Genomic DNA, 23355 nt, shown 5'->3' with positions numbered 1-23355 from the left:
GTCCGAACCGAGCCCTAACCGAGCTTGAAGCTGCTGACCGCCAGCGCCCCCATGAAGCGGTCTTCGTGATACACCACCTCGGCGGCCGCATCCTCGGCCGCACCCACCACCACCATCAAAGGCAGCAAGTGCTCTTCGCGCGGATGCGCCAGCCGCGCGGCCGGTGCACGCTCCCACTCCAGCAGGCGCCTTGTGCGCTCAGCGGGAGCCGCCGCCATGGTCTCGCGCAGCCAGCCATCGAACAGCTGCGAAGCTTCGGCGCCGCCGGCGTTGAAAGCGCGCAGGTTGTGATAACTCAGGCCGCTGCCGGCTATTAACACGCCCTCGGCGCGCAAGGGCCGCAGCAGGCGGCCGATTTCCAGGTGTTCGGCCGGGTCCAGGCCATGGCGCAGCGAGAGCTGCACGATCGGCACATCGGCTTGCGGGAAGGCGGGATACATGGCGCTGAACGTGCCGTGGTCGAAACCGCGCTCCGGATCAAGCCTGGCACGCGCGCCAAGCAGTTCGATCACGCGCGCAGCCACTTCCGGCGAACCCGGGGCAGGGTACTGGATCTGGTAAGTATGCGGCGGGAAGCCGCCGTAATCGTAGATCATCGGCGGCCTGGCCGACGATGAAACGAGGAACTCGCGTCCCTCCCAGTGTGCAGTAACAGCCAGCACGGCTTTCGGCTTGCCGCCGGCCTGGCGCGGCAGGTCGCGCAGCGATGCGTCCAGCTGGTCGTAAGCGTTGCCGAATTGGTCGCGCATCCAGGGCCAGGGGCCGCCGCCATGGGACAGGAAGAAGGTGGGCAAAGTAGTCATGCCCACCAATATACTCCGCTCAGGGATTCGTTGCAGACAGCGTCATCAAGGCAAACAGTCGCGCCGCGCGCATCCACGCCATTGCCAGCACCACCAGCTGCGCCAGCAGGAAGCCGGCCAGCAGCAGCAAGCCGTTGCTGCCTTCCACGTTAAAGCGCGCCAGGGCGAACAGGCCGGCCACCAGCAAGCCGGTTACGGTCAGCAGCAGGTAGCTGCCGAACATGGCCGCCGGGCGGCGCAGCAGCAACTTGAGGCCCCGCCACCAGGCCTTGACCGCGGACCTGCGGCGGCGGTCGATGGCCAGCTGGGCGCGCCCCGCGTCCAGTGACAGGTTGGCCAGGGCAAGCAGCAGCACGCCCAGCACGTTGGCGAACAGCGACCAGGCGTCGGCGCTGGATTCGAGGCTGGCCTTCTCGCTGAAGTCCTGCACGCTGTCGGCCAGCGCGCCGCTGACCGCCAGCGCCAGGCCGAGTGGGATCACCGCCCACAGCAGCATGCGGAACATGCGCGGGTATTCGCTCACCCCGCCTGCGAACAGTTGGCGGAAGCTGGCGGTCTCCTGCGCCCGCCCTGCAGTGACGATCACGCCGGTCAGGAAGGGCGACAGCAGCAGGGTCAGTACCAGCGCGCCGATGCCGCCAGCCTGCAGCGCCAGGCTATTGCGCTTGATTTCACCCATGATGTCTGCCAGTGCCAGCACGTCCAGCGCTTTGGCCAGTTCAGGCGCATGCACCGAATGGGAAAGAATGCCGGAAAGGGCACTCCACATCGGCAGCGCGAGCAGCAAGGCAGGCAACAGCGTGGCAGCGAGCCAGATGACAAGCAGGCGCCATTGCAGGGCGGCGCGGCTTGCGTTTTTCAGGTTGGCGGTCAGTTTCATAGGGTTGCGATGAAGGAGATCAGGGTCTGGACGATGGCCGCAAAGTCGAAGCTCCAGCGGCGTGAGGCGCGGCCGTCGGACTTGAGCGTACGGCTGTCATCGAGCTTGCTGACGTCGAGATGGTTGCTGCGGCCAGGGTCGATTTCGGCCGACACAGCCTTCGAAGGCCGGGTCCATTCGAAGGTCTGCCAGCGTTCTTCGCCGCGCCATTGCACGGTTTCCTTGCTGCCGTCGGCGAAAGTGACGACCAGGGTTTGCGGCACGTCGGCGCCGCGGCGGCGCACCGTGACCATGGTGTGGTAAGGGAAGGGGCCTTCGCCTTCTTTCGCATTCGGGTGCGCCTTCTCCCATGCCTTGCGTTGCTTGTCTTCCCGCTCCTCGGCCTGCTCCGCCGTCAGCTCGACGTGCTTGCCGTTCTCTACCTGCACGCCTGGCAGCGGCACCACTTCGGCACTGCTGAACTTGGCGATGCGGTCGTCGACGCGGCTTACGCTGTACACCTGCTGGGCGAATACCCGCTCCACCAGTTCGCGCTTGCCGCTTACCTCGCTCAACACCTCGCGGAAATCGGCCACGCTCGGATGCCGGAATTTCCAGCGGCGATAGTATTCTTTGAAGGCGCGCCCCATCACCTCCTTGCCCAACTGGGCCTCCAGGTCGTGCATGGTGGTGGCAGTACGCGAATACACCGGCCCTACCCCCTGCAGGCGATGGAAGGCGCTGGCGCCTAGCGGATCGGCCGGTTCGTCGCGCGGGCTCGCGGCGCGCTCGACCTGCCACACATCGAAGCGCGGAGCAAAGCCGATCTTGCTGAGCAAGGGCGTGGTGGCATCGATCGTACGGCGCAGGTCGGCCAGCATGCGCGTGTTCCAGTATTGGTTCAAGCCTTCGTCCAGCATCGGCTCCTCAAACTCGTTGCTGGCGAGGATGCCGTAAAAGTAGCCATGGCCGAACTCGTGGATGGTGACGAAATCGAGCTCGAAAGCGCTGAATGTGCCAGGCGTGACGTCCTTGTAGGCATCGGCGGTAAAGAAGGTCGGGTATTCCATGCCGGCCGCTTCGCGCGCGTTGAACGGCGGGATGACGACAGTGACCGTCTTGTAAGGGTAAGGCCCGAGCGTCTGCGAGAAGTAGTCCAGCGAATCCTTGGTGGCCTTCAGTGCCGGAGCTGCATTCGATGCGTATTCCGGCGGGAACAACACGGTGATCGTCACCTGCGGGCTGCCGGCGCCGGTCCAGGTGCCGGTCAGCGGCTTGGCGCTGCGGCTGTCGGCCGTCCAGGCGAAATCGTGCACGTCGCCCTGCACGAAGTGGTGGGTCAGCTTGCCGTCTTTTTCGACCGGCTGGCCTTGCAGTTCGCCGGTGGCGCCCACGGTATAGCCTTTAGGTACGGTCAGCTTGACGTCATAGCTGCCGAAGTCGGCGTAAAACTCAGACTCGGCGTGAAATTCGTGCGCATTCCAGCGCGCCTGCGCCGCGCCGCGCTCACCGGGCAGCTCCAGTACCGCGATCTTGGGGAACCATTGCGCCACCAGGTGGAAGGTGCCGAAGTAGCCGGTGCGCGATACCACGCGCGGCAACTGGTCGAAGAAGCTGATGTCGAGCGTGGTGCTGGCGCCCGGCGCTACCGGCTGCGGCAGGTCCATGCGCACCACGGTGCGGTCGGTAACGGGGCCGCCATCGGGCTGCACGAACTGCCACGCCACGTTGGCGCCGTTCTGCTGCACGCTGCGCAGATCGATATAGCCCCATTCGCCGTCCTTGGTGTCGACGCCGGAGCGGAAGCCGCCGCCGCTCTTGCGCTGTTCGGTAAAGTAGGTGCTGCCGGCATTCTGGAAAGCGTTCAGGTACAGGTGCAGGTACACGCTGCGTACCGGTTCGCTGCTGCGGTTGCGCCAGGTCAGGCGCTGCTTGCCGTCGATGGTGTGCTTGACCGGGTCGAGGCTGGCCTCGATCTGGTAGTCCACCACGCGGTCGGACAGCGTGGCCTCCTGGCCGGTGCGCATGCCGCCCCAGGCATTGGGGGCGCTGGGCACGCTGACTGCGGCGGCGTTGTGCGGGGCAGTCCGGATCTCCGCTGGCGGTGCTGCGGCGCCGGCCAGCAGGGCGACGGCGGCGAGCGCGATGAAAGTGCGCATTGATTCCCTCATAACAATTTGGCAACGCGTCACTATAGCTTAAGCAGCGTATAATGTGCGCGCCTTGGTGCCCGCTCCCTGTTCGTGGGGGCAGTTAAACGGGAAACGCAATGTGCTGCCCCCGCAACGGTACGCAAGCGCCGTCGTCATGACGGCGGATCGCGCCAAACAACCACTGCATCAATCAACACGCAGGAAGGTGGAACGGTCAGTCTTGCCAGCCCGGATACCGGCCAGGGAGGTGGAAGCGCACCCGCACAGGGATCGTCTTCCGTGGATTTCGGCTGCGGGGAGGCAGGCGGAAAATACTCACTATAAAAGCCATGACTTTCATCACTTCGCGCTGCGCGCTTGCCGCAGCTATCGCCCTGTGCTTCGCCGCAGCGGCCCAAGCCCAATCGAACACCGTTGTCGTTTCCGGTTCCCGCTTCGCCAGCGATCCATCGCTGCTGCCGATCGGCGCCACCACCATTACCGCGGCCGAGATCCGCCGCGCCGGCGTGTCCGACGTCAGCCAGGCGATCCGCAAGATCGGCGGCGTGTATGGCCGCCAGAGCCTGACCGGCAGCCCCGACTTCGGCCTTGACCTGCGCGGCTTCGGCACCAACAGCGACCAGAACGTGGTGATCGTGCTCGATGGCGTGCGCCTGAACGAGAACGAGCTGTCCAGCGCAACCTTGTCCACCATCCCGATCGACATGGTGGAGCGCATCGACATCATGCGCGGCGGCGCCAGCGTGCTGTATGGTGAGGGCGCCACCGGCGGCGTGATCCAGATCACCACCAAGCGCCCGCAAGCCGGCCAGCGCAGCGGCAATGTGTTCACGGAACTGGGCCAGTTCGACAGCGGCGAAGTGCGCGCCAGCGTGGCGCAGGGCTTTGACGATGTCGCCTTTGACGCGTCGGCCGGCCACCAGCGCTCCGACAACTACCGCGACAACAATGAATTCAAGCAGTCGCGCTTGAATGGCGGCGTGAAATTCAACACCGCTGCTGGCCGCTTCTCGCTGCGCGCCGATATCGCGCGCCAGGACCAGCGCTTTGCCGGCAGCCTGACGCAAGCGCAATTCAACGACAATCCGCGCCAGACCCTGACTCCGAACGATTTCGGCAAGCTCGATACCGACCGCTACACCGCGGCCTGGGAGCACAAGATCGGCTCCTTCGACCTGGCCGCCGAACTGTCGCACCGCAAGAAGGACGCGGAAGCCACCTATTTCAGCCAGTTTGGCGTTTCCAGGTCGGCCTACGACACCAAGCAGACCCAGTTCTCGCCGCGCGTACGCCACCTGGGCCAGTTCAACGGCATGCTGAACGAACTGGTGGCCGGTTTTGACTTCGGCCGCTGGAACCGCGTCACCAGCTCCGCCTTCTCGGCCGCCGACGCCACGCAGAAGAGCAAGGCGTTCTATGTGCGCGACGAGATGAAGTTCAGCGGCCCGCAGCAATTCCGCCTGTCCGCCGGGGTGCGCCGCGAACTGTTCGACAAGGACTCCGTCGATCCAGTGCCGTTTACCACCGCCACCTACAGCGTCAAGCAAGCCAACAACGCGTGGGAAGTGCAGGGCAGCATGCTGGCCGCGCCAGGCCTCACCGCATGGGCCAAGGCTGGACAGAGCTACCGTGTCGCCAATTCCGACGAGAACGGCTTCACACCGCAAGCCAACAAGCCGCTGGCAACCCAGACTTCGCACGATGCCGAGATCGGCCTCGGTTACGCGCAGGGCGCCGCCAAGGTCGACGCACGCATCTTCCGCCACAACCTGGACAACGAGATCTATTACGACCCGACCGCAGGCATGTTCGGCGCCAACACCAACCTGGCACCGACCCAGCGCAAGGGCTTCGAACTGGATGGCAGCTACCGCTTCGCGCCGCAATGGCAGGTGCAGGGCCACTTCCAGCAAGTGGATGCCGAGTTCCGCTCCGGCCCGAACGCCGGCCGCGAGCTGGCGCTGGTACCGAAGAACATCCTGACCGTGCGCCTGGCATGGCTGCCGACCGACGGCCAGAGCGCCGACATCGGCGTGCAGCGCGTCGGCGAGCAGCGTTACGGTAGCGATTTCGATAACAGCTGCAGCACGCGCATGCCGGCCTACACCGTGGTCGACGGCCGCTACGCGCGCAAGTTCGGCCAGTGGGAGCTGGCGGTGACGGCGCTGAACATGTTCGACAAAGAGCACTTCAGCCAGGCCTTCAGCTGCCGCGCGGGCATCTACCCGAACAGTGGCCGCCAACTGAAAGTTTCGGCGCGCTACGACTTCTAAGCGCTTAAAGCAGGCTTAAATCAGCCCCGCTGGCGCCATTTTGGCCGGCGGGGCTGATCACGGGGCGCAAAAAATGGTAATCTCGCGGCGTTTACCATTTTCCTCTAAGGATGACCATGCGTTTGCTGCGACTGCTGATTGCTTCTGCCGCCCTGATGTTTACCGCCGCCGGCGCCTATGCCGCCGAGCCGAAACAAGGCGTTGACTATACGGTCCTCGATACCCCGGTGCGTAGTGAAGCCCAGGGCAAAAAAGTCGAGGTGGTCGAGTTCTTCATGTTCACTTGCCCGCACTGCTACGCGCTCGAGCCACGCATGTCGGCCTGGGTCAAGCAGAACGCCGAAAAAATCCACTTCCGCCGTATCCACTTTGCCCGCGGTGAAAAAGACCCGCTGGCACGCGCATATGTGACCCTGGAAACCATGGGTGCCACGGATGCCGCTAGCCTAAGGCTGTTTGACGCAATTCACAAAGAACGCAAGCGCCTGATGCGTGAGGAAGACGTGACCGCCGTGGTGGTCAGCGCAGGGGTCGACAAAGCCAAATACGAAAGCGTCTATAAATCCTTCAGCGTCGAGTCTAAAATGAAGCGTATGGAGAGCATCGTCGCCCAGTACAAGGTGGATAGCGCACCGACGCTGGTGATCGACGGCCGTTATGTGACCTCGCCATCGATGGCCGGCCGCCCAGGCCAGCCGGAAGAGCAGTCCCAGGCCGCGGCGCTGGCTGTCGCCGATTACCTGGTAGCCAAGGCTGCAGCGACCAAGAAATAAGACATGGATCAACGTGAAGAAGGTGTGATGCGTGCATTCCGGGAGTCGGCCCCTGACGAGGCCGGCCTGGTGCCGCGCACCTGGGTCAACCACCTGGCCTGGACCTTGGTGGTTGTGCTGTCCGGGCTGGTGTTCTGGCTCGTGCTGGCTGTGGTGAATGCGGAGAACCAGCGCAATGCACTGGCCAATATGCAATGCCGCGACCGCGTCTTCAAGGAAGAGATCGACCGCCAATGCATGCTGAGCGTGCAGTCACGCGAGCACTGGTGGCAGCACCTGTACTACGCCATGAAGCATACCAAGCCCCAGAAATGAAGAAAGCCCGCAGTAGCGGGCTTTTTTTAAGCAGTAACGTCGAGGTTGGCAAGCTGGCGCTTGAAGAGCTGCTCCTGCACGCGGATATCGTCGATGTTGTAGCCGTCGTAGGCGCGGGTGGTGCGCGTCCAGACTTCCGGCATCACCTGTTCGATCAGGTTGCGGCCGGCGTCAGTCAGGGTGATCATCACGCAACGGCGGTCGCCCGGGCGGTTGCCGCGGGTAATCAGGCCTTGCGCCTCCAGGTCGTTGCAGACCCGGGTCAGGTTGGCCGGCTTTTCCATGCAGGCTTCGCCCAGGTTGGAAGCGGTCGACGTCTCATTCTCCGATCCATACAGCACCGCCAGCACCATATAGCTGGCATCGACCAGGTCATACTTGCGCAGCACCGAGTTCGCCAGATCCTTCATGCGTTTCTGGACGTGATAGGTCATGCGCAGCAGGCGTACCAGCTCTTCCGGGAATTCCGGGATGCGAGTATGAATATTTTTCAGGCGCTTATTTGTTGCGTCAAAACTACTCATTCTGCGGGCACTCCTGTGCAATTTGTTCAAGCCTGAATTGTACTAGTGTTGACCTAAGGTAAATGCCTTTTTGATCTGTATCAAACCCCAAACGTAAGCTCCAAGTAGGGACAAGTTCCGTCCTTTTTGAAAGCTACATCTTGGTAAAACCTTATACTTAAAGGGGAAATTTGGTACAAATGCCATACAACCGAAGATGTTTCAGGTTTATTGCTTATGTAACACAGTGTTGGCATCTTCCAACACTGCGCCGTCCGCAGCCCGAATTCGTTAAATTAATGGAAACAGGAGGACACCATGTCAGGAACCAGTACCCTCGACCCCGACAATATGCCAGCCCAGCCTGACCGCGAAGTCAACAAGGGCCATGGCACCGGGGCGCTCGGCCCCAGCGACTCGTCCGACTCCGGCAGTGACCTGCAAGGCGCGCGCCCACCAGGGCCCGGCGACACCGAACTCGACAGCGATTCCGATGCCCAGGGCACCGGCGAACGCGCCAGCGTTGGACGCGATACGCCAGCGCCGGATGGCGGCGATATCGACGTCGACCACGTCGAATCGATGCCCGACGCCAAGCGCAAGGAACACGACGACGTCGAACGCGGCAGTTAAATGCTGTTGCGGTAAGGCTACAGCACGTCCCGGACGCCGTTGCCGGGGCGCACGTACGAGCGCGCTTTCCCCTAGGGCGCCAGCCTGCTCGATATCAAAAGCGGTATTGAAGTCGGAAAAGAATTAATTGGATTGCATTGCGGTAGTTCCCCTACATTCGGTTTCAACAAAAACCAATCAGGGAGACCACAAATGCAGCACCAGTTAAATTTGAAAACCACCGTCGCCTGCATGCTGGCCACTGGCCTGCTGAGCAGCGCTTCGGTGTGGGCGCAAGAGGCCGCGGAAAAGGCGGAGCCGACTGACAGCTCGACCGTGGTCGTCACGGGCGTCAAGGCATCGCTGATCAAGAGCTTGGCGATCAAGCGCACCAACGACCAGGTCGTGGAATCGATCGTGGCCGAAGACATCGGCAAGCTGCCCGATAACAATGTCGTCGAAGCGCTGCAGCGCGTGACCGGGATCCAGGTTACCAACCGCGCCGGCGGCGAAGTCGGCACCTTGTCCATCCGTGGCCTGCCCGACCTCCTGACCAGCTGGAACGGCCGCACGATTTTTACCGCGTCCGGCACGCAGGTCGCGCTGCAGGACATTCCTTCGACCCTGGTTCGCCAGATTGACGTCTACAAGACGCGCGACGCCAGCCAGCTGGAAACCGGCATTGCAGGCCAGGTTGACGTCAAGTCGCTGCGGCCGTTCGATTTCAAGGGGCCGAAAGTTTCGCTTTCAGCGCGTGAAACCTATCTCGATCCGGCGAAAAAGGCGAACCCGCAGCTCAGCGCCATGCTAAGCAACCGCTGGCAAACCGGCATCGGCGAATTCGGTGCCCTGGTCAACCTGGCAGCTACCAAGACGAAATACCGAAATGAAAGCGTGACGCCGGGCGCCATGGTGCCGTTTACCAGCCCCAATGCCGCCGAAGTTCCCCCAGGTTACACGCCCTTGCAGCGCATCTTCGACAACAAAATCTGGACACCTGGCACCCATGCAGGCTTGCCGATGGCAGAGGGTTCGACGCTGGATTTCAACGGCAAAGCCTATCCATATTACCTGGCGCGCGACGCCGTTTTCCAGAGCGATGTGCAGGGGGAACGCAAGCGTCCCGCCGCCAATATCGCCTTGCAGTGGAAACCGAACAGTGATTCGGTCTACACCTTCGAATCGATGTACAACGGTTATCGCGACAAGTCCTTCAACCGGCTGCTGTTCAGCTTCGTTGACTGGTGGGGGGATCTCGGCAGCAACCCTGCGGGGACGATCACGACATTCCCGGGAACGAACGTCATCAAGAGCCGTCACGTGAATAACGTCTATGGCTTCAATAGCGGCGACTACACCACGTCGGCAACCGATTCCCGTGTTTATGCCCTGAACGGCAAGTGGGACCTTGGCGACCGCCTGAGGCTGGAAGGTGATCTGTCGTACCAATCCAGCAGCTATCACTCGGAATTCACAGCCACCCGGATTGACCGCGTTGCACCGTCTATCGACGTCGACTTCAATGCCGGCGGCAACAACACGGCGTTCCATTTCAATAACGATGCCGACCTGGCCGACCCGGCCAAGTGGAATGTTGCGCAGTTCTTCGATAACGCCAACCGTAATAAGGGCAGCGCCGCGACGGCCAACCTGACGGGCGTCTACGATGCCAACTGGGGTGCGCTGGAGACGATCCACTTCGGCGTGCGCTTTGACGACCGCAAGGCGTCGGAGGCTAACCGGACGCAGTCGGGCACCTTGAACCGCAACCTCGCCGCGCTGGGTCCGGAGTATTCCTCCACCAACTCGAACTTCGGCACGGACATCTCGGACGTTCCGCGTTCATGGGTAGAGCCGAATGCCTACTACATCCGCAACCATATCGACGACTGGCGCAAGCTCCTTAACTCGGCCGATGCGAACTTCCAGACGACCGACAAACTGCGCCTGCAGAAGACGTTTGAGGTCGATGAAAAGACGAGCAACCTGTTCCTGATGGGGAATACCCAAAACGAGCTGTTCGGCCATCGCCTGCGCGGCAATTTCGGCGTGCGCTACGTCAAGGTCGATACCGACATGACTTTCTATAAGGTTGATGCCACCACCAAGGCGGTCACGTCGTCCAGTGCCAGCAAATCGACCAGCAAGTTCCTGCCCAGCATGACCCTGATTTACGACGCATCCAAGGACGTCGTGCTGCGCTCCAATTATGGTGAAACCCTGCGCCGCCCGAACTTCGGCGATCTGAATCCTGTCCTGCAACTCGGCGACGACGTTTCGAAGGTGGGTTATGGCTCGGGCAGCGGCGGCAATCCGGACTTGAAACCGACGCGCTCCAAGAATCTCGATCTGACAGCCGAATGGTATTTCCAGAAGGACAGCGCACTTTACGGCACTGTGTTCAAGCGCAAGATCGACGGCCTGGTCGTGAACTTGCGCCACAAGGTTCACGTCGATCCGGCAAACGACCCGTTCCGCAACTCGACCTCGGGCGGCGACCATACGAACGGATATGACTACGTGATCAACTCGCCGGTCAACGCCTCCAACGGCACGATCAAGGGCGCTGAGCTGGGCTTGATCTACTTCCCGAAGGGGCTGCCGAGCTTGCTGGACGGCCTGGGATTCCAGGGCAGCTATACGCGAATAAGCTCGTCGCAGAACGTGCCCGACGCCAATGATGCCGGCGTCATCGTCGCCCAGCTCGAGACACCATTCTTCGGCGTGTCCAAGAGCTCCTACAACGCCACACTGGCTTACGAAAAGGGCCCGGTCAGCGCGCGCTTGTCTTATGTCTGGCGCTCCGGCTTCCTGGCCAGCAATGAAGCCGCCTTGTTTGCAAATCCGATCGGTATCTGGCGTCACCCGGAAAAGAGTGTGGACTTCCAAATCTCTTACAAAATCAACGACAGCATGTCGTTCGATATCAGTGGCGTCAACTTGACGAACGAAATGCAGCAGCAGTACTACCACTTCGGCAATGCCGGTAACGCGCAGGTGAGCAATTTCGGTACGGTCCAGACCGGACGTTCGGTCTCGGCTGGACTCCACTGGAAGATGTAAAGCCCGAGGGGCAAGAAAGCCACGCCAGCCAGGCAGGGCGTTGCTCGGTTCACAACCGCAACGCCCGATTTCATTCCCCTAGTGCCTATCGGTAGCGGCCGTCTTGCGCTGGCGCCCGTGAGGCAGTGCGGGGTTTTGCTCCGCACTCGCCAGGTAAATCGGCGTAACCTCCAGCAGCGTATCGATCGCGACACGCAGCTTGGCGGGCATGTAGGGAGTATGGGGCCACACCAGGTGCATCCGTGAGGCTTCCATCTCCCCGCAATCGAACAGCACTTTCAATTCGCCCCGTTTCACATACGGAGCGATCAGCCAGCAGGGCAGCCAGGCCAGGCCCATGCCGCGCGCCGACGCTTCGGCAATCACCTGCAAATCATCCAGCACCATGCGCTGCTGCGGCAGCAGGTCTTGCGTGCGGCCATCCGGCGCGGACACCGTCCACTCCTTCACCACGCGGCCGCGCGAGTACAGGATGCCGGCGTGCCCGGTCACCTCCAGTAGATTCTTCGGCTCGCCGTGCGCCTGCAGGTAAGAGGGCGCGGCGCAGATCAGCATGCGCTGCTGGCCAAGGTGGCGGGCGGCCAGCGTGCTGCTGTTCGGTAGCGGGCCGACACGCAGGCCAAGGTCGAAACCTTCATCGACCAGGTCCACCACCCGGTCATTGAATGAGATGTCGATGGTCAGTTGCGGGTAGCGCTGGGCCAGGTCCATCATCAGCGGCGCCACGAACTGGCGCCCGAACAGCACCGGCACGCTGATACGCAGGCGCCCGGTCGGTTCACTGCGGCCGGTACCGATGCAGGCCTCGCCCGCATCCAGCTCGGCCAGCGCGCGCACGCAACGCTCGTAATAAGACTGGCCGGCTTCGGTCAGGTTCTGGCTGCGCGTGGTGCGGTGGAACAGGCGCACTCCCAGCCTTTCTTCCAGCCGCGCGATGGACTTGGCCACGGCGGAACGGGTCTGGTGCAGGCGGGTGGCGGCAGCGGAAAAGCTGCCGGCTTCCACGGCCTGGACAAAGACATTGATGCCATTCAGGCGTTCATTCATATTGTTTCCATTTGGTCGACAATTTGTCGAAAAAACTCCACCACTGTGGATCATGGGGAAACTATATAGTTCTTCTCACTTAACCACAACTTGTGAGGAAATCCAAATGCATGCTTACCAAATCACGCCTGGCGCCGGTATCGAAAGCCTGGAAGCCGTCAAACTGCCCAAGCGCGAACTGCAGCACCATGAAGTGCGCGTCAAAGTACATGCCGTCTCGCTGAACTATCGCGACCTGATGGTGGCGCAGGGCAGTTACCCGACCAGTGGCGAAGGTGCTGTGGTACCGGGCTCCGATGCGGCGGGCGAGGTGATTGAAGTCGGCCCAGGAGTGGAGCGCTTCCGCGTCGGCGACCGTGTGGCGAGCACTTTCTTCCCTGAGTGGGAAGAGGGCAAGGTCACGCCGGTCAAAACGGCTGCCACGCTGGGCGCCGGCGGCAACGGCGTGCTGGCCGAAGAACTGGTGATCCACCAAGGCGGCCTGGTTGAGGTGCCGCAGCACCTGAGCTACGAAGAAGCAGCCACGCTGACTTGCGCCGGCGTCACCGCCTGGAATGCGCTGTTCGTCGAAGGCGGCCTGAAAGCCGGCGACACAGTGCTGTTGTTGGGGACTGGCGGCGTGTCGGTATGGGCGCTGCAGCTGGCCAAGGCGGCAGGCGTGCGCGCAATCGTCACCTCGTCCAGCGACACCAAGCTGGAACGTGCGCGCTCGCTGGGCGCCGACGTGTTAATCAACTACCGCAAGACGCCCGAGTGGCAGGAAGAAGTGCTGCGCGCCACCAATGGCGCGGGCGTCGACCTGGTGCTGGAAGTGGGTGGCCAGGACACAGTGGCGCGCTCGATTGCATCGGTCAGCATGGGCGGCAAGGTGGCGGTGATCGGCGGCCTTGGTGGCGGCTTCGAAACCAGCCTGCAGTTGCTGGGCATCGTCATCGGCGGCAAGAGCATGAGCGGCATCTATGTGGGCAGCCGCAAGATGCAGGAAGACTTGTCGCGCCTGGTCTCCCAGCGCAACATCAAACCCGTGGTAGACCGCGTGTTCGACATCCACCAAGCGCGCGAAGCCTACCAGCACCTGGCCTCCGGCAACCACTTCGGCAAGGTCGTGATCAGCGTCAAGCCGCGCTATTGATCCAATTCGGTGCCAAAATTCGGTGCCAGGTCTGTCATTCGGACACGCGAGCGGTTTCTTTGACAAATCTCAATACGCAATTTCCGTGGAATTTGCGTATTGAGAAATATCAAATGAGAGCGCTAGCTGTACAATTGACAGACCTGGCACCGAATTTCCCGAATTTCTGAAAATAAAAAAGCTCGCGATGTGCGAGCTTTTTGTGTTGGCGCAGAACCGCGATTAGGCGAAGTTCTGGGCCACGAAGTTCCAGTTCACCAGGTTCCAGAAGATCTCTACGTACTTAGGACGGGCGTTGCGGTAGTCGACGTAGTAAGCGTGTTCCCACACGTCGCAGGTCAGCAGAGGCTTGTCTGCGCCGGTCAGCGGGGTAGCGGCGTTGGAGGTGTTGACGATCTCGACGGAGCCGTCGGCCTTCTTCACCAGCCAGGTCCAGCCGGAACCGAAGTTGCCGACGCAGGACTTGGTGAATTCAGCCTTGAAGTTGTCGAAGGAACCGAACTTGGCATTGATGGCGTCAGCCACGGCACCGGTAGGCGCGCCGCCGGCGTTAGGAGCCATGCAGTTCCAGTAGAAGGTGTGGTTCCAAACCTGGGCTGCGTTGTTGAACACGCCGCCGGAAGACTTCTTCACGATCTCTTCCAGGGACAGGTTTTCGAACTCGGTGCCCTTGATCAGGTTGTTCAGGTTGGTGACATAAGCCTGGTGATGCTTACCGTAGTGGAATTCCAGGGTTTCCTTGGAGATGTGCGGCTGCAGCGCGTCCATTGCATACGGCAGTGGTGGCAGGGTATGTTCCATGAATGTTTCCTTTTGATTGAGACGAAAAGTTATTTTTGCCGAAACGGCGACTATTGTAATACGAACGCTAGGTCAGCGTTGGCTGCACGGTGGCTACGCCGATTTCGGCGCTGCCCTCGGCCAGGCGGACGCCCAGCGATTGTCCCGGCTTGATATGCGCCGGGTCGCGCATTACGGCTCCGGCGGCATCGGTGACGATGGCGTAGCCGCGTTCCAGCGTGCGCTGGGGATTCAGTAATTCGAGCTGCGCCGACAGCGCGTGCAAGGCGTCGCGCCGCTGTCCCAGTTGCGCGCGCATGCTGGCAGCGGCCCGGTGTTGCAGGGCTTCCATCGCCGCCCGTGCCTTGCTGGCATCGGGCTTGCGCGCGGCCAGGCGGCCGGCCAGCCGGTCGACCGTGAAGCGGGCTTGCTGCAGCGGGTTGCGGGTGGCGTGCATCATGGCGGTGGACAGGCTTTGCAGCTGCATGCGCTGCTGCGCGATGCGCGCTGTTGGGCTGAGCAGGCGGCGCTGCAGGTTGTCCAGGCTCTGGCTGGCGTCGCTGACGGCGCGGCGCATGGCGCGGCGCAGGTCGGTGGCGTCGGCGCGCAAGGAGCCAAGCCAGTCGGCGCGCGGTGTCGCGGCCAGTTCGGCGGCGGCGGTCGGGGTCGCGGCGCGCACGTCGGCGGCAAAGTCGCAGATGGTGAAGTCGGTCTCGTGGCCAACGCCCGACACCACCGGCATATGGCAGTTGGCCACGGCGTAAGCGACCACTTCTTCATTGAAGCACCACAGGTCTTCCATACTGCCGCCGCCACGCACGACCAGCAGCACATCGCATTCGGCGCGGCGCGAGGCGGTGTCGATGGCAGCGGCGATCTGGGCGCCGGCCTGCTGGCCCTGCACCAGGGTAGGGTAGAGCACCACGTTGACGTGCGGCGCCCGGCGGCGCAGGGCGATCAGCACGTCGCGCAGGGCCGCCGCCTGCGGGCTTGTGACGATGCCGATGGTGCGCGGGAACAGAGGCAGGGCGCGCTTGCGTTCGGTCTCGAACAAGCCGGCCGCGGCCAGGCGTTCCTTCAGGCGCTGGAAGGCTTCGAACAGGGAACCCACCCCGGCGCGGCGGATCGCTTCCACATTGATCTGGTAATCGCCGCGCGGCCCGTACAGGGTCACCAAGGCCCGCACCTCGACCTTGTCGCCTTCGCGCGGCACGAAACCGGCGTACTGGGCGCGGCCACGGAACATGACGGCGCGCACCTGGGCCGCGTCATCTTTCAAGGTGAAGTACCAATGGCCCGAGCTTGCTCGAGTGAAATTCGAGATTTCCCCAGATATCCACTGCAAGGGGAAAGAGCGCTCCAACAGGCGTGCGACGGCCTGGTTGAGTGCACTGACTGAAATAACCTGGTTGGGTTCGGGGCTGTTGATCATTTGACCTGTCCACACTTTTTGAAAGCGGTCATGCTTATGTCATATATCACTTCATCTCGCAAGTATTTTTTGTAAACATTTGATTATTAAGGGTAAACGCCGATGCTACATAAGCGGGCATTTTGCGAATTTCCTTATAGATCAAGGACTTTGCACTAGCGAACCGCTGTTACGCACAAAGATATCCACAGAATGTGTGAGGAACTTTTCGCGCTCAAAACTTGCGTGATGAAAATGTTTGCAGGGTAACTTTCATTTTAGAAATCAATGACTTGGCACTCCAATCGGCCCCTTGCTAACAATTTTATCCACAGAAGCTGTGGGGAAAAGCGCTGCCCAAAAAATGAGCGCCGATCGATTGTCGTTGCAGATCAAGGACTTGCGCCAGCTCCCGGTGCCTTGCTCACACTTTTGTCCACAGAATTTGTGTAGAAGCGGCAAAAATGTCCACTTCGGGGTCAGGAACCATTGTGGACATTGCGCTGCGAAATTTTTACGCATGGCAAGAAAGTCCTTATGGATCAAGCACTTCACCCCTCAAGCATAGCCTTGCTAACAATCTTATCAACAGAATATGTGAAGAAGTGCACAGGTGGCGAAACAGCGGAAAGTCGGCAATGCGCATTTTTTGTGCTTGAGAATAATTCGCTTTGCTATCAAAGGCTTAGCATATAAAAGCCGCTATTCCCCACAATTTTGTCCACAGAATATGTGCAGAACTGTTCCTTCCAGTGCTGATGAAAATATTTGCATTAGAAAAAATCATAATCAAATCATAGAGTTAACGCGAAATAGTAGGATTGCCAACAATGTTGTCCACAGAAAATGTGAAGAATGCACACACTTGCCTGATAGCTCTCGACACGCTACATTGCGCGTTTAGCTTTTCTTTCTTAGGAGTATGTCTTGCTCGCAATTTTCCAAGCCGCCGGCTGGCCAATCTGGCCTCTGCTGATCGCTTCCATCGTTGCCCTTGCGCTGATCGTCGAACGCCTGATGTACCTGCGCCGTTCGCGCATCATTCCGAAGACACTGCTGGACGAGGTCGTACGCGTCTATCGCAGCGGAAACATCAACAACGACATCATCAACAAGCTGGAACAATCGTCCCAACTGGGTGTTGTTCTTTCGGCAGCGTTGCGTAATGTTAACGCTCCGCGTGACGTGATGAAGGAGTCGATCGAAGAGGCTGGCGGCGCCGTGGCGCACCAGCTCGAGCGCTTCCTGACCACCCTCGGCACCATCGCTACCCTGGCGCCGTTGATGGGCCTGTTCGGTACCGTGGTCGGCATGATCGAGATCTTCGGCTCGCAGAATTCGGCCGGTGCCAACCCTGCGCAACTGGCGCACGGTATTTCGGTGGCGCTGTACAACACCGGTTTCGGCCTGGCGATCGCCATGCCGACCCTGGTGTTCTACCGCCACTTCCGCGCCCTGGTTGACTCCTTCGTGATCGACATGGAGCAGCAGGCGGTCAAGTTCGTGGACGTGGTCCACAACACCCGCAAGTAAGCGAGGGATCAGTTTATGGCGATGAATTTCCGCCGCGGCCAGAAGCGCGAAGATCCCGAGATCAACCTGATCCCGTTTATCGACGTGCTGCTGGTGATCCTGATCTTCCTGATGATCACCACCACCTACAGCAAGTTCACCGAGCTGAAAATCACCTTGCCGACCGCCGATGCGGAGAAGACGGTGGAGCAGCCGAATGACCTGAACGTGACGGTGGATGCCAAGGGCAACTACACCATCAACGGCGAACCGGTGGCGTTCCACGATGTGGCCGGCCTGTCCGAGCAGATGAAGGCCGCTGCCAAGGGCGCCAACCCGATCGTCAAGATCAACGCCGACCAGTTCGCGATGCACCAGATGGTGATCAACGTGATGGAAGCGGCGCGTGTGGCTGGCTTCGAGCGTGTGACCTTCGAGGCACAGACCGCCCAGGCCAAGTAATGGCCTCTTCCCTCGAGACGACGTTCTCGCGCGAATGGTTGCGGCGGGGCGCGCTGGCATGCGCGCTCTGGCCGCTGTCCTTGCTGTTCCGGGGACTGGCTGCCGTTCGCCGCGGTTTGTTTGCGGCCGGCGTTTCGCACGCCGAGCGCCTGCCGGTACCTGTCGTCGTCGTGGGCAATATTTTCATTGGCGGCACCGGCAAGACGCCGCTGACCATCTGGCTGGTGGAAGCGCTGCGCGCAGCTGGTTTCCGACCGGGCGTTGTTTCGCGCGGGTTTGGCGCCAAGGATGCTGCGCCGCGCGAAGTCAGCGCAGCATCGACGCCTGCAGAAGTAGGCGATGAGCCAGTACTGATTGCCGCCCGCACCGGCTGCCCGGTGTTTGTCGGCCGTGCGCGCGCGGCGGCGGGCCGGGCGCTGCTGGCGGCCCACCCGGAAGTGAACGTAATCGTCACCGACGACGGCTTGCAGCATTACGCCTTGGCGCGCGACGTCGAAATCGTGCTGTTCGACGGCCGGGGCGTGGGCAACGGCTGGACTTTGCCTGCCGGTCCACTGCGCGAAACGCCGTCCCGCAAACGCGATTTCACCGTGGTCAACGCGCCTGAACTGACGCCAGCGCTGTGCGCCGCCGTCGCCCCGGCCGGCGCCATGCGCGGCGGCGCACCGGCTGCTGCCTGGCAGATGCGCCTGGCCGGCGACGTTGCGGAGCGCCTGGCCGAGCGCAGCCAGAGCATGACGCTGGCCGAGCTTGCGCACCGTGCCGGGCAGGGCGCCGGGCTGCGCGTGGCCGCTGCTGCAGGCATCGGCAATCCCGCCCGCTTCTTTGGCATGCTGCGCGCCGCGGGACTCAAGCCGCAAGAGCTGCCGCTGCCCGACCATCACGACTTTAAAGACCGTCCTTTCGCCAATATCGAGGCCGACTTTATTCTGGTGACGGAGAAGGATGCAGTAAAATGCTGGCAAATTGAAGAACTACGCAACGATCCAAGAATCTGGGTCGTTCCAGTCAGCGCCCGTATCGAAGCGGCGCTGGCCGATCAAATTGTGGAGAAACTACGTGGACGCACGCCTGCTTGATATCCTGGTCTGCCCTGTGTGCAAGGGCCCTCTGGAGTACGACAAAAAAGCCCAGGAAATGATTTGCAAAGGCGATCGCCTGGCATACCCGATCCGCGACGGCATCCCGATCATGTGGGCCGACGAAGCGCGCTCCCTGCCAGACACCGCGGAGTAAGCGGTGTCCTTTATCGTCATCATCCCGGCCCGCCTGGCCTCGACCCGCCTGCCCAACAAGCCCCTGGCCGACCTGGGCGGCAAGCCGATGGTGGTGCGCGTGGCCGAACGTGCGAAAGAAGCCGGCGCCGCCCGCATCGTGGTGGCCACCGACCACAGCTCCATCAAAGAAGCCTGCGAGCAGCACGGCATCGAAGCCTTCATGACCCGCGCCGACCACCCGTCCGGCACCGACCGCATCGCCGAAGTGGCGCGCGCCATGAACCTGCCGATGGACGCCGTGGTGGTCAACCTGCAGGGCGATGAGCCCCTGATCGACCCGCAACTGCTGCAAGCTGCCGCCGCCCGCATCGGTGCCGATGTGCCGATGTCCACCTGCGCCCACCCGCTGCATGATGCGGCCGACGCCTTCAACCCGAACGTGGTGAAGGTGGTGCTGGACAAGCAGGGCCGCGCACTGTATTTCAGCCGTGCCACCATCCCGTGGCACCGCGATGCCTTCGCCAAGGACAAATCGGCGCTGCCGGCTGGCTATGTCCCGCTGCGCCATATCGGCCTGTACGCCTATCGAAACGACTTCCTGCAAGCCTACCCGGCGCTGGAAGTGTCGCCGCTGGAGGGGATCGAAGCCCTGGAGCAGCTACGCGTCCTCTGGCATGGCCATCCCATCGCCGTGCACGTGACCGATTCCGCCCCGGCGGCCGGGGTGGATACGCCGGAAGACCTGGCGCGTGTGCAAGCTCTCTACAAAAGTGGCGGTTAAGCCAACTTTTGTGGTAAGTTTCTAGCAAGGTGGCTAAGGCATCATCAAAAATTATTATTAAATCGTTTAGGAACATTCATGCGTCTCATTCTGTTAGGAGCACCAGGAGCCGGTAAGGGCACCCAGGCCAACTTCATCAAGGAAAAGTACAACATTCCTCAGATTTCCACCGGCGACATGCTGCGTGCGGCGATCAAGGAAGGTACTGAAATGGGCCTGGCAGCTAAAAAAGTGATGGACGCTGGCCAACTGGTTTCGGACGACATCATCATCGGCCTGGTGAAAGACCGCCTGAAGGCAGCGGATTGCGCCAATGGCTATCTGTTTGACGGCTTCCCTCGCACCACTGCGCAAGCCGACGCGATGAAGGACGCGGGCGTCAAGATCGACTACGTGCTCGAAATCGCCGTGCCGGACGACCAGATCGTCGAACGCATGAGCGGCCGCCGCAGCCACCCGGCTTCGGGCCCGCGTGTACCACGTCAAATTCAATCCCCCTAAAGTCGAAGGCAAGGACGATGTCACCGGTGAAGACCTGGTGCAACGCGACGACGACAAGGAAGAAACCGTCAAGAAACGCCTGGACGTCTATCACAACCAGACCGAAGTGCTGCTTGGCTACTACGGCGAGTGGGCCAAATCGGGCCAGCCTGGTGCGCCGAAGTACCGCAAGATCGAAGGCGTTGGTCCAGTCGACGAGATCCGCGACCGTGCATTCGCGGCGCTGAACAGCTAATCACACGAAGCGGGCTCCTGGCCCGCTTTTTTATTGCGGGCGTGCGCGCCTGCCACGCGGCCCCCTGGCCGTGAAGTGTCAAAGTTTTGCAGTACGTAGTTCGGTCGTACCGAGTTCGTTTTGTAGCTTTTGATTCTAATAACGTTAGGGGGCAATTTATGGCAGCAAGTTTGTGGTTCGCGATAGCGTGCGGCGTGCTCGCGGTTGTATACGGGCTGTGGGCGCGCAACTGGATTCTTGGACAGGACGCGGGCAATGCCCGCATGCAGGAAATCGCGACAGCCATTCAGCAGGGTGCTGCGGCCTACCTGGCCCGCCAGTACCGCACCATCGCCATTGTCGGCGTGGTGCTGCTGGTAGCCATCGGGGCGGCGATCGATATCAAGACCGCCATCGGCTTCCTTCTTGGAGCGGTTCTTTCCGGCGCTTGCGGCTTTATCGGCATGAACGTGTCGGTACGGGCCAATGTGCGTACCGCGCAGGCGGCGTCGGTGGGCATGAACGAAGCGCTCAATGTCGCCTTCAAGGGCGGCGCCATCACCGGCATGCTGGTGGTCGGCCTCGGCCTGCTGGGTGTGGCCGGCTTCTACTGGGTCCTCACCGTGATGGCGGCGCCGGCTGCTCCTGCGCCGTCGCTCAATGTGCATGAGGTGCTGAAGCCGATGATCGGCCTGGCCTTCGGTGCTTCCCTGATCTCTATCTTCGCCCGCCTGGGAGGCGGCATCTTCACCAAGGGCGCGGACGTCCGGCGCCGACCTGGTGGGCAAGGTGGAGGCGGGCATTCCGGAGGATGATCCGCGCAACCCTGCGGTGATCGCCGACAACGTGGGCGATAACGTGGGCGACTGCGCCGGCATGGCGGCCGACCTGTTTGAAACCTATGTGGTGACCCTGATCGCGACCATGCTGCTCGGCGCGCTGATGATTACCAATGCGCCGACACAAGCGGCGATCTATCCGATGCTGCTCGGCGCGGTGTCCATCATCGGCTCCATCATCGGCTGCTCGATGGTGAAGGCGAAACCGGGCAAGAAGATCATGTCGGCGCTGTACACCGGCTTGTGGTGGGCTGCCGGCCTGTCCTTGATCGGCTTCGTGGTCGTGACCTGGATGATCTGGCCCGACGACGACATGCGCTACAAGATGCTGGGCGCAACCGTGGTCGGCATCGTGCTGACCGGGCTGATGGTCTACATCACTGAGTTCTACACCGGCACCGAGTTCACTCCGGTGCGCCATATTCGCGGAAGCTTCCACCACTGGCCACGGCACCAATATCATCGCGGGCCTGGGGGTGTCGATGAAGTCCACCGCATGGCCGGTGCTGGCTGTCTGCGTGGCGATCCTGGTTTCGTTCAAGCTGGCCGGCCTGTACGGCATTGCGATCGCAGCAACTTCGATGTTGTCGATGGCCGGTATCGTGGTGGCGCTGGATGCTTACGGCCCGATCACCGACAACGCCGGCGGGCATCGCAGAGATGTCGGGCATGCCCGATTCCGTGCGCGCCATTACCGACCCGCTGGATGCGGTGGGCAATACCCACCAAGGCCGTGACCAAGGGCTACGCGATTGGCTCCGCCGGCCTGGCGGCGCTGGTGCTGTTTGCCGACTACACCCACGCGCTGGAGTCGCGCAACATGTCGATGACGTTCGACCTGTCCGACCCGATGGTGATCGTGGGCCTGTTCATCGGCGGCCTGATTCCTTACCTGTTCGGCGCCATGGCGATGGAGGCGGTGGGGCGCGCCGCTGGTGCGGTGGTGGTGGAAGTGCGCCGCCAGTTCCGCGATATCAAGGGCATCATGGACGGCAGCGGCAAGCCGCAGTACGACAAGGCGGTCGACATGCTGACCGCATCCGCCATCAGGGAAATGATCATGCCGTCGCTGCTGCCGGTGCTGGTGCCGATCCTGGTCGGCATGCTGCTCGGGCCGCGCGCGCTGGGCGGCTTGCTGATGGGCACCATCATCACCGGCCTGTTCGTGGCGATATCGATGACCACCGGCGGTGGTGCCTGGGATAACGCGAAAAAATATATCGAGGACGGCAACCACGGCGGCAAGGGCTCCGACGCGCACAAGGCGGCGGTAACCGGCGATACCGTGGGCGACCCGTACAAGGATACCGCCGGCCCGGCCGTCAACCCGCTGATCAAGATCATCAATATCGTGGCGCTGCTGCTGGTGCCGTTGCTGCCGGCTACCGGCATCCTGTCGGTGACCATGGCGCCGATGCAGGCGCAGCAACAGGTCGGGGCGCCAGCTACGGCCACCGCGCCGCAGGTGCAGCACCGGTGGCGGTCCCTGTCGCCGCCGAGGTGCCGGCGCAAGCGGCAAGCGCAATCCCGGCGGCCAAGTAAGCCGCGCCACCGCCACCCCCTGCGGCGTATGATGGCGGTACGCTGCGGAGGGCATCATGAACTTTCCACTCCTGCTGGCGCTGGCGGCCGGGCTTTCCGGCCCGGCCGCCGGCGCCGAATCCCTTGATGAGTACCGGCGATTGCCGGAATGCCGGCTCAGTGCGGACGGCAAGCATTTGCTGCGGGAGCCTTGCCGCACTGCGCCTGCCCGCAAGAACATGCCGCGCCGGCCGGTGCCGCTGACTGTCACGCCAAGCCCGCGTATCGCACCCGCGCCCGATCCGGCGCTGACCTGGGCCCCCGTGCTCACCAAGCGCGATCCCCATGCCGCGCCGACGGCAATCGCCCAACTGCCCCGCTCCGGAGCCCCGGCCGCGCCCGCGCCGCCCACGCCTTTGCCCGGTCCCAGTGTGCCGATCCCGGTCCAGTGCGATGCGGGCGGCTGCCGCGACGCCAGCGGTACCTACTATCACGGGCCGCCAGGACAGGTGATCAGCCCGAGCGGAAAAGTGTGTTCCCAGAGCGCAGGATGGATGACTTGCTATTGAATTCGGCTACAATAC

At 62.0% G+C, this 23355-nt stretch carries 19 protein-coding genes, 2 pseudogenes and 1 riboswitch; of the genes and pseudogenes, 14 read left to right on the top strand and 7 right to left on the bottom strand.

Features of this window, described 5'->3' with window-relative positions; all coding sequences use genetic code 11:
* Positions 1-14: 14 nt before the first annotated feature.
* Genes ACQ4MM_RS08525 through ACQ4MM_RS08515 form a run of 3 tightly spaced genes read right to left on the bottom strand, consistent with a single transcriptional unit; the run spans position 15 to position 3821 of the window.
* Positions 15-803, bottom strand: a complete 789-nt coding sequence (locus ACQ4MM_RS08525; RefSeq protein WP_431476964.1) for a DODA-type extradiol aromatic ring-opening family dioxygenase — start codon at positions 801-803, stop codon at positions 15-17.
* Between the two features lie 19 nt (positions 804-822).
* A complete protein-coding gene (locus ACQ4MM_RS08520; RefSeq protein WP_431476963.1) occupies positions 823-1683 on the bottom strand; it encodes a hypothetical protein in 861 nt (286 codons plus the stop codon).
* The gene (locus ACQ4MM_RS08515) at positions 1680-3821 is read right to left on the bottom strand and encodes a M1 family metallopeptidase (RefSeq protein WP_431476962.1); all 2142 of its coding nucleotides are present in this window, start codon (positions 3819-3821) and stop codon (positions 1680-1682) included. Before ACQ4MM_RS08515 ends, ACQ4MM_RS08520 begins: the two co-directional genes overlap by 4 nt.
* Before the next feature lie 49 nt (positions 3822-3870).
* Positions 3871-4073, top strand: a riboswitch (cobalamin riboswitch).
* Positions 4074-4144: 71 nt separating this feature from the next.
* Between ACQ4MM_RS08515 and ACQ4MM_RS08510 the strand changes: the two genes are divergently transcribed.
* The 3 genes from ACQ4MM_RS08510 to ACQ4MM_RS08500 all read left to right on the top strand — a co-directional run bounded on the left by ACQ4MM_RS08510 (position 4145) and on the right by ACQ4MM_RS08500 (position 7176).
* Entirely contained in the window at positions 4145-6088 is a 1944-nt protein-coding gene (locus ACQ4MM_RS08510; protein WP_431476961.1) for a TonB-dependent receptor, read from the top strand.
* A 116-nt stretch (positions 6089-6204) separates the two neighbouring features.
* The gene (locus tag ACQ4MM_RS08505) at positions 6205-6861 is read left to right on the top strand and encodes a thiol:disulfide interchange protein DsbA/DsbL (RefSeq protein ID WP_431476960.1); all 657 of its coding nucleotides are present in this window, start codon (positions 6205-6207) and stop codon (positions 6859-6861) included.
* 3 nt (positions 6862-6864) lie between these two features.
* Entirely contained in the window at positions 6865-7176 is a 312-nt protein-coding gene (locus tag ACQ4MM_RS08500; protein ID WP_431476959.1) for a hypothetical protein, read from the top strand.
* 26 nt (positions 7177-7202) lie between these two features.
* Here ACQ4MM_RS08500 and ACQ4MM_RS08495 read toward each other — a convergent pair whose 3' ends face one another.
* The gene (locus tag ACQ4MM_RS08495) at positions 7203-7700 is read right to left on the bottom strand and encodes a MarR family winged helix-turn-helix transcriptional regulator (RefSeq protein ID WP_431476958.1); all 498 of its coding nucleotides are present in this window, start codon (positions 7698-7700) and stop codon (positions 7203-7205) included.
* Positions 7701-7997: 297 nt separating this feature from the next.
* Between ACQ4MM_RS08495 and ACQ4MM_RS08490 the strand changes: the two genes are divergently transcribed.
* Positions 7998-8312, top strand: coding sequence for a hypothetical protein (locus tag ACQ4MM_RS08490; protein WP_431476957.1), 315 nt, complete (start codon positions 7998-8000; stop codon positions 8310-8312).
* A 192-nt stretch (positions 8313-8504) separates the two neighbouring features.
* Positions 8505-11354: a TonB-dependent receptor gene (locus ACQ4MM_RS08485; protein ID WP_431476956.1), complete on the top strand. Its 2850-nt coding sequence runs from the start codon at positions 8505-8507 to the stop codon at positions 11352-11354.
* A gap of 78 nt (positions 11355-11432) precedes the next feature.
* On the opposite strand, the gene ACQ4MM_RS08480 is transcribed toward ACQ4MM_RS08485, so the two are convergent.
* The gene (locus ACQ4MM_RS08480; RefSeq protein WP_431476955.1) at positions 11433-12401 is read right to left on the bottom strand and encodes a LysR family transcriptional regulator; all 969 of its coding nucleotides are present in this window, start codon (positions 12399-12401) and stop codon (positions 11433-11435) included.
* A gap of 106 nt (positions 12402-12507) precedes the next feature.
* Between ACQ4MM_RS08480 and ACQ4MM_RS08475 the strand changes: the two genes are divergently transcribed.
* The gene (locus ACQ4MM_RS08475) at positions 12508-13533 is read left to right on the top strand and encodes a zinc-dependent alcohol dehydrogenase family protein (RefSeq protein ID WP_431476954.1); all 1026 of its coding nucleotides are present in this window, start codon (positions 12508-12510) and stop codon (positions 13531-13533) included.
* Between the two features lie 222 nt (positions 13534-13755).
* Here ACQ4MM_RS08475 and sodB read toward each other — a convergent pair whose 3' ends face one another.
* Positions 13756-14334 carry a superoxide dismutase [Fe] gene (sodB, locus tag ACQ4MM_RS08470; RefSeq protein WP_090441166.1) on the bottom strand — a complete coding sequence of 193 codons (579 nt, stop codon included), beginning with the start codon at positions 14332-14334 and terminating at the stop codon, positions 13756-13758.
* Between the two features lie 67 nt (positions 14335-14401).
* On the bottom strand, positions 14402-15745 hold the full coding sequence (gene xseA / locus ACQ4MM_RS08465) for an exodeoxyribonuclease VII large subunit (RefSeq protein WP_431476953.1): 1344 nt from the start codon (positions 15743-15745) through the stop codon (positions 14402-14404).
* Positions 15746-16651: 906 nt separating this feature from the next.
* Between xseA and ACQ4MM_RS08460 the strand changes: the two genes are divergently transcribed.
* The 8 genes and pseudogenes from ACQ4MM_RS08460 to ACQ4MM_RS08425 all read left to right on the top strand — a co-directional run bounded on the left by ACQ4MM_RS08460 (position 16652) and on the right by ACQ4MM_RS08425 (position 23340).
* Positions 16652-17257: a MotA/TolQ/ExbB proton channel family protein gene (locus ACQ4MM_RS08460; protein WP_431476952.1), complete on the top strand. Its 606-nt coding sequence runs from the start codon at positions 16652-16654 to the stop codon at positions 17255-17257.
* A gap of 21 nt (positions 17258-17278) precedes the next feature.
* Entirely contained in the window at positions 17279-17698 is a 420-nt protein-coding gene (locus ACQ4MM_RS08455) for an ExbD/TolR family protein (protein WP_090441411.1), read from the top strand.
* On the top strand, positions 17698-18777 hold the full coding sequence (lpxK, locus tag ACQ4MM_RS08450; protein ID WP_431476951.1) for a tetraacyldisaccharide 4'-kinase: 1080 nt from the start codon (positions 17698-17700) through the stop codon (positions 18775-18777). The genes ACQ4MM_RS08455 and lpxK overlap by 1 nt, the downstream gene beginning before the upstream one ends.
* The gene (locus ACQ4MM_RS08445; protein ID WP_426341977.1) at positions 18758-18934 is read left to right on the top strand and encodes a Trm112 family protein; all 177 of its coding nucleotides are present in this window, start codon (positions 18758-18760) and stop codon (positions 18932-18934) included. The genes lpxK and ACQ4MM_RS08445 overlap by 20 nt, the downstream gene beginning before the upstream one ends.
* A gap of 3 nt (positions 18935-18937) precedes the next feature.
* A complete protein-coding gene (kdsB, locus tag ACQ4MM_RS08440) occupies positions 18938-19696 on the top strand; it encodes a 3-deoxy-manno-octulosonate cytidylyltransferase (RefSeq protein WP_431476950.1) in 759 nt (252 codons plus the stop codon).
* A gap of 78 nt (positions 19697-19774) precedes the next feature.
* Positions 19775-20432 (top strand): annotated as a pseudogene (gene adk / locus ACQ4MM_RS08435) (adenylate kinase).
* A gap of 158 nt (positions 20433-20590) precedes the next feature.
* Positions 20591-22919: pseudogene (locus ACQ4MM_RS08430) on the top strand (sodium-translocating pyrophosphatase).
* Positions 22849-23340, top strand: coding sequence for a hypothetical protein (locus ACQ4MM_RS08425; RefSeq protein ID WP_431476949.1), 492 nt, complete (start codon positions 22849-22851; stop codon positions 23338-23340). The pseudogene ACQ4MM_RS08430 and the gene ACQ4MM_RS08425 overlap by 71 nt, the downstream one beginning before the upstream one ends.
* The last annotated feature ends 15 nt before the right edge of the window (positions 23341-23355 follow it).

The sequence above is a fragment of the Massilia eburnea genome, from assembly GCF_050709955.1.
GTDB lineage: Bacteria > Pseudomonadota > Gammaproteobacteria > Burkholderiales > Burkholderiaceae_D > Rugamonas > Rugamonas eburnea_A.
This window is presented reverse-complemented; position numbering and strand designations above follow the sequence as displayed.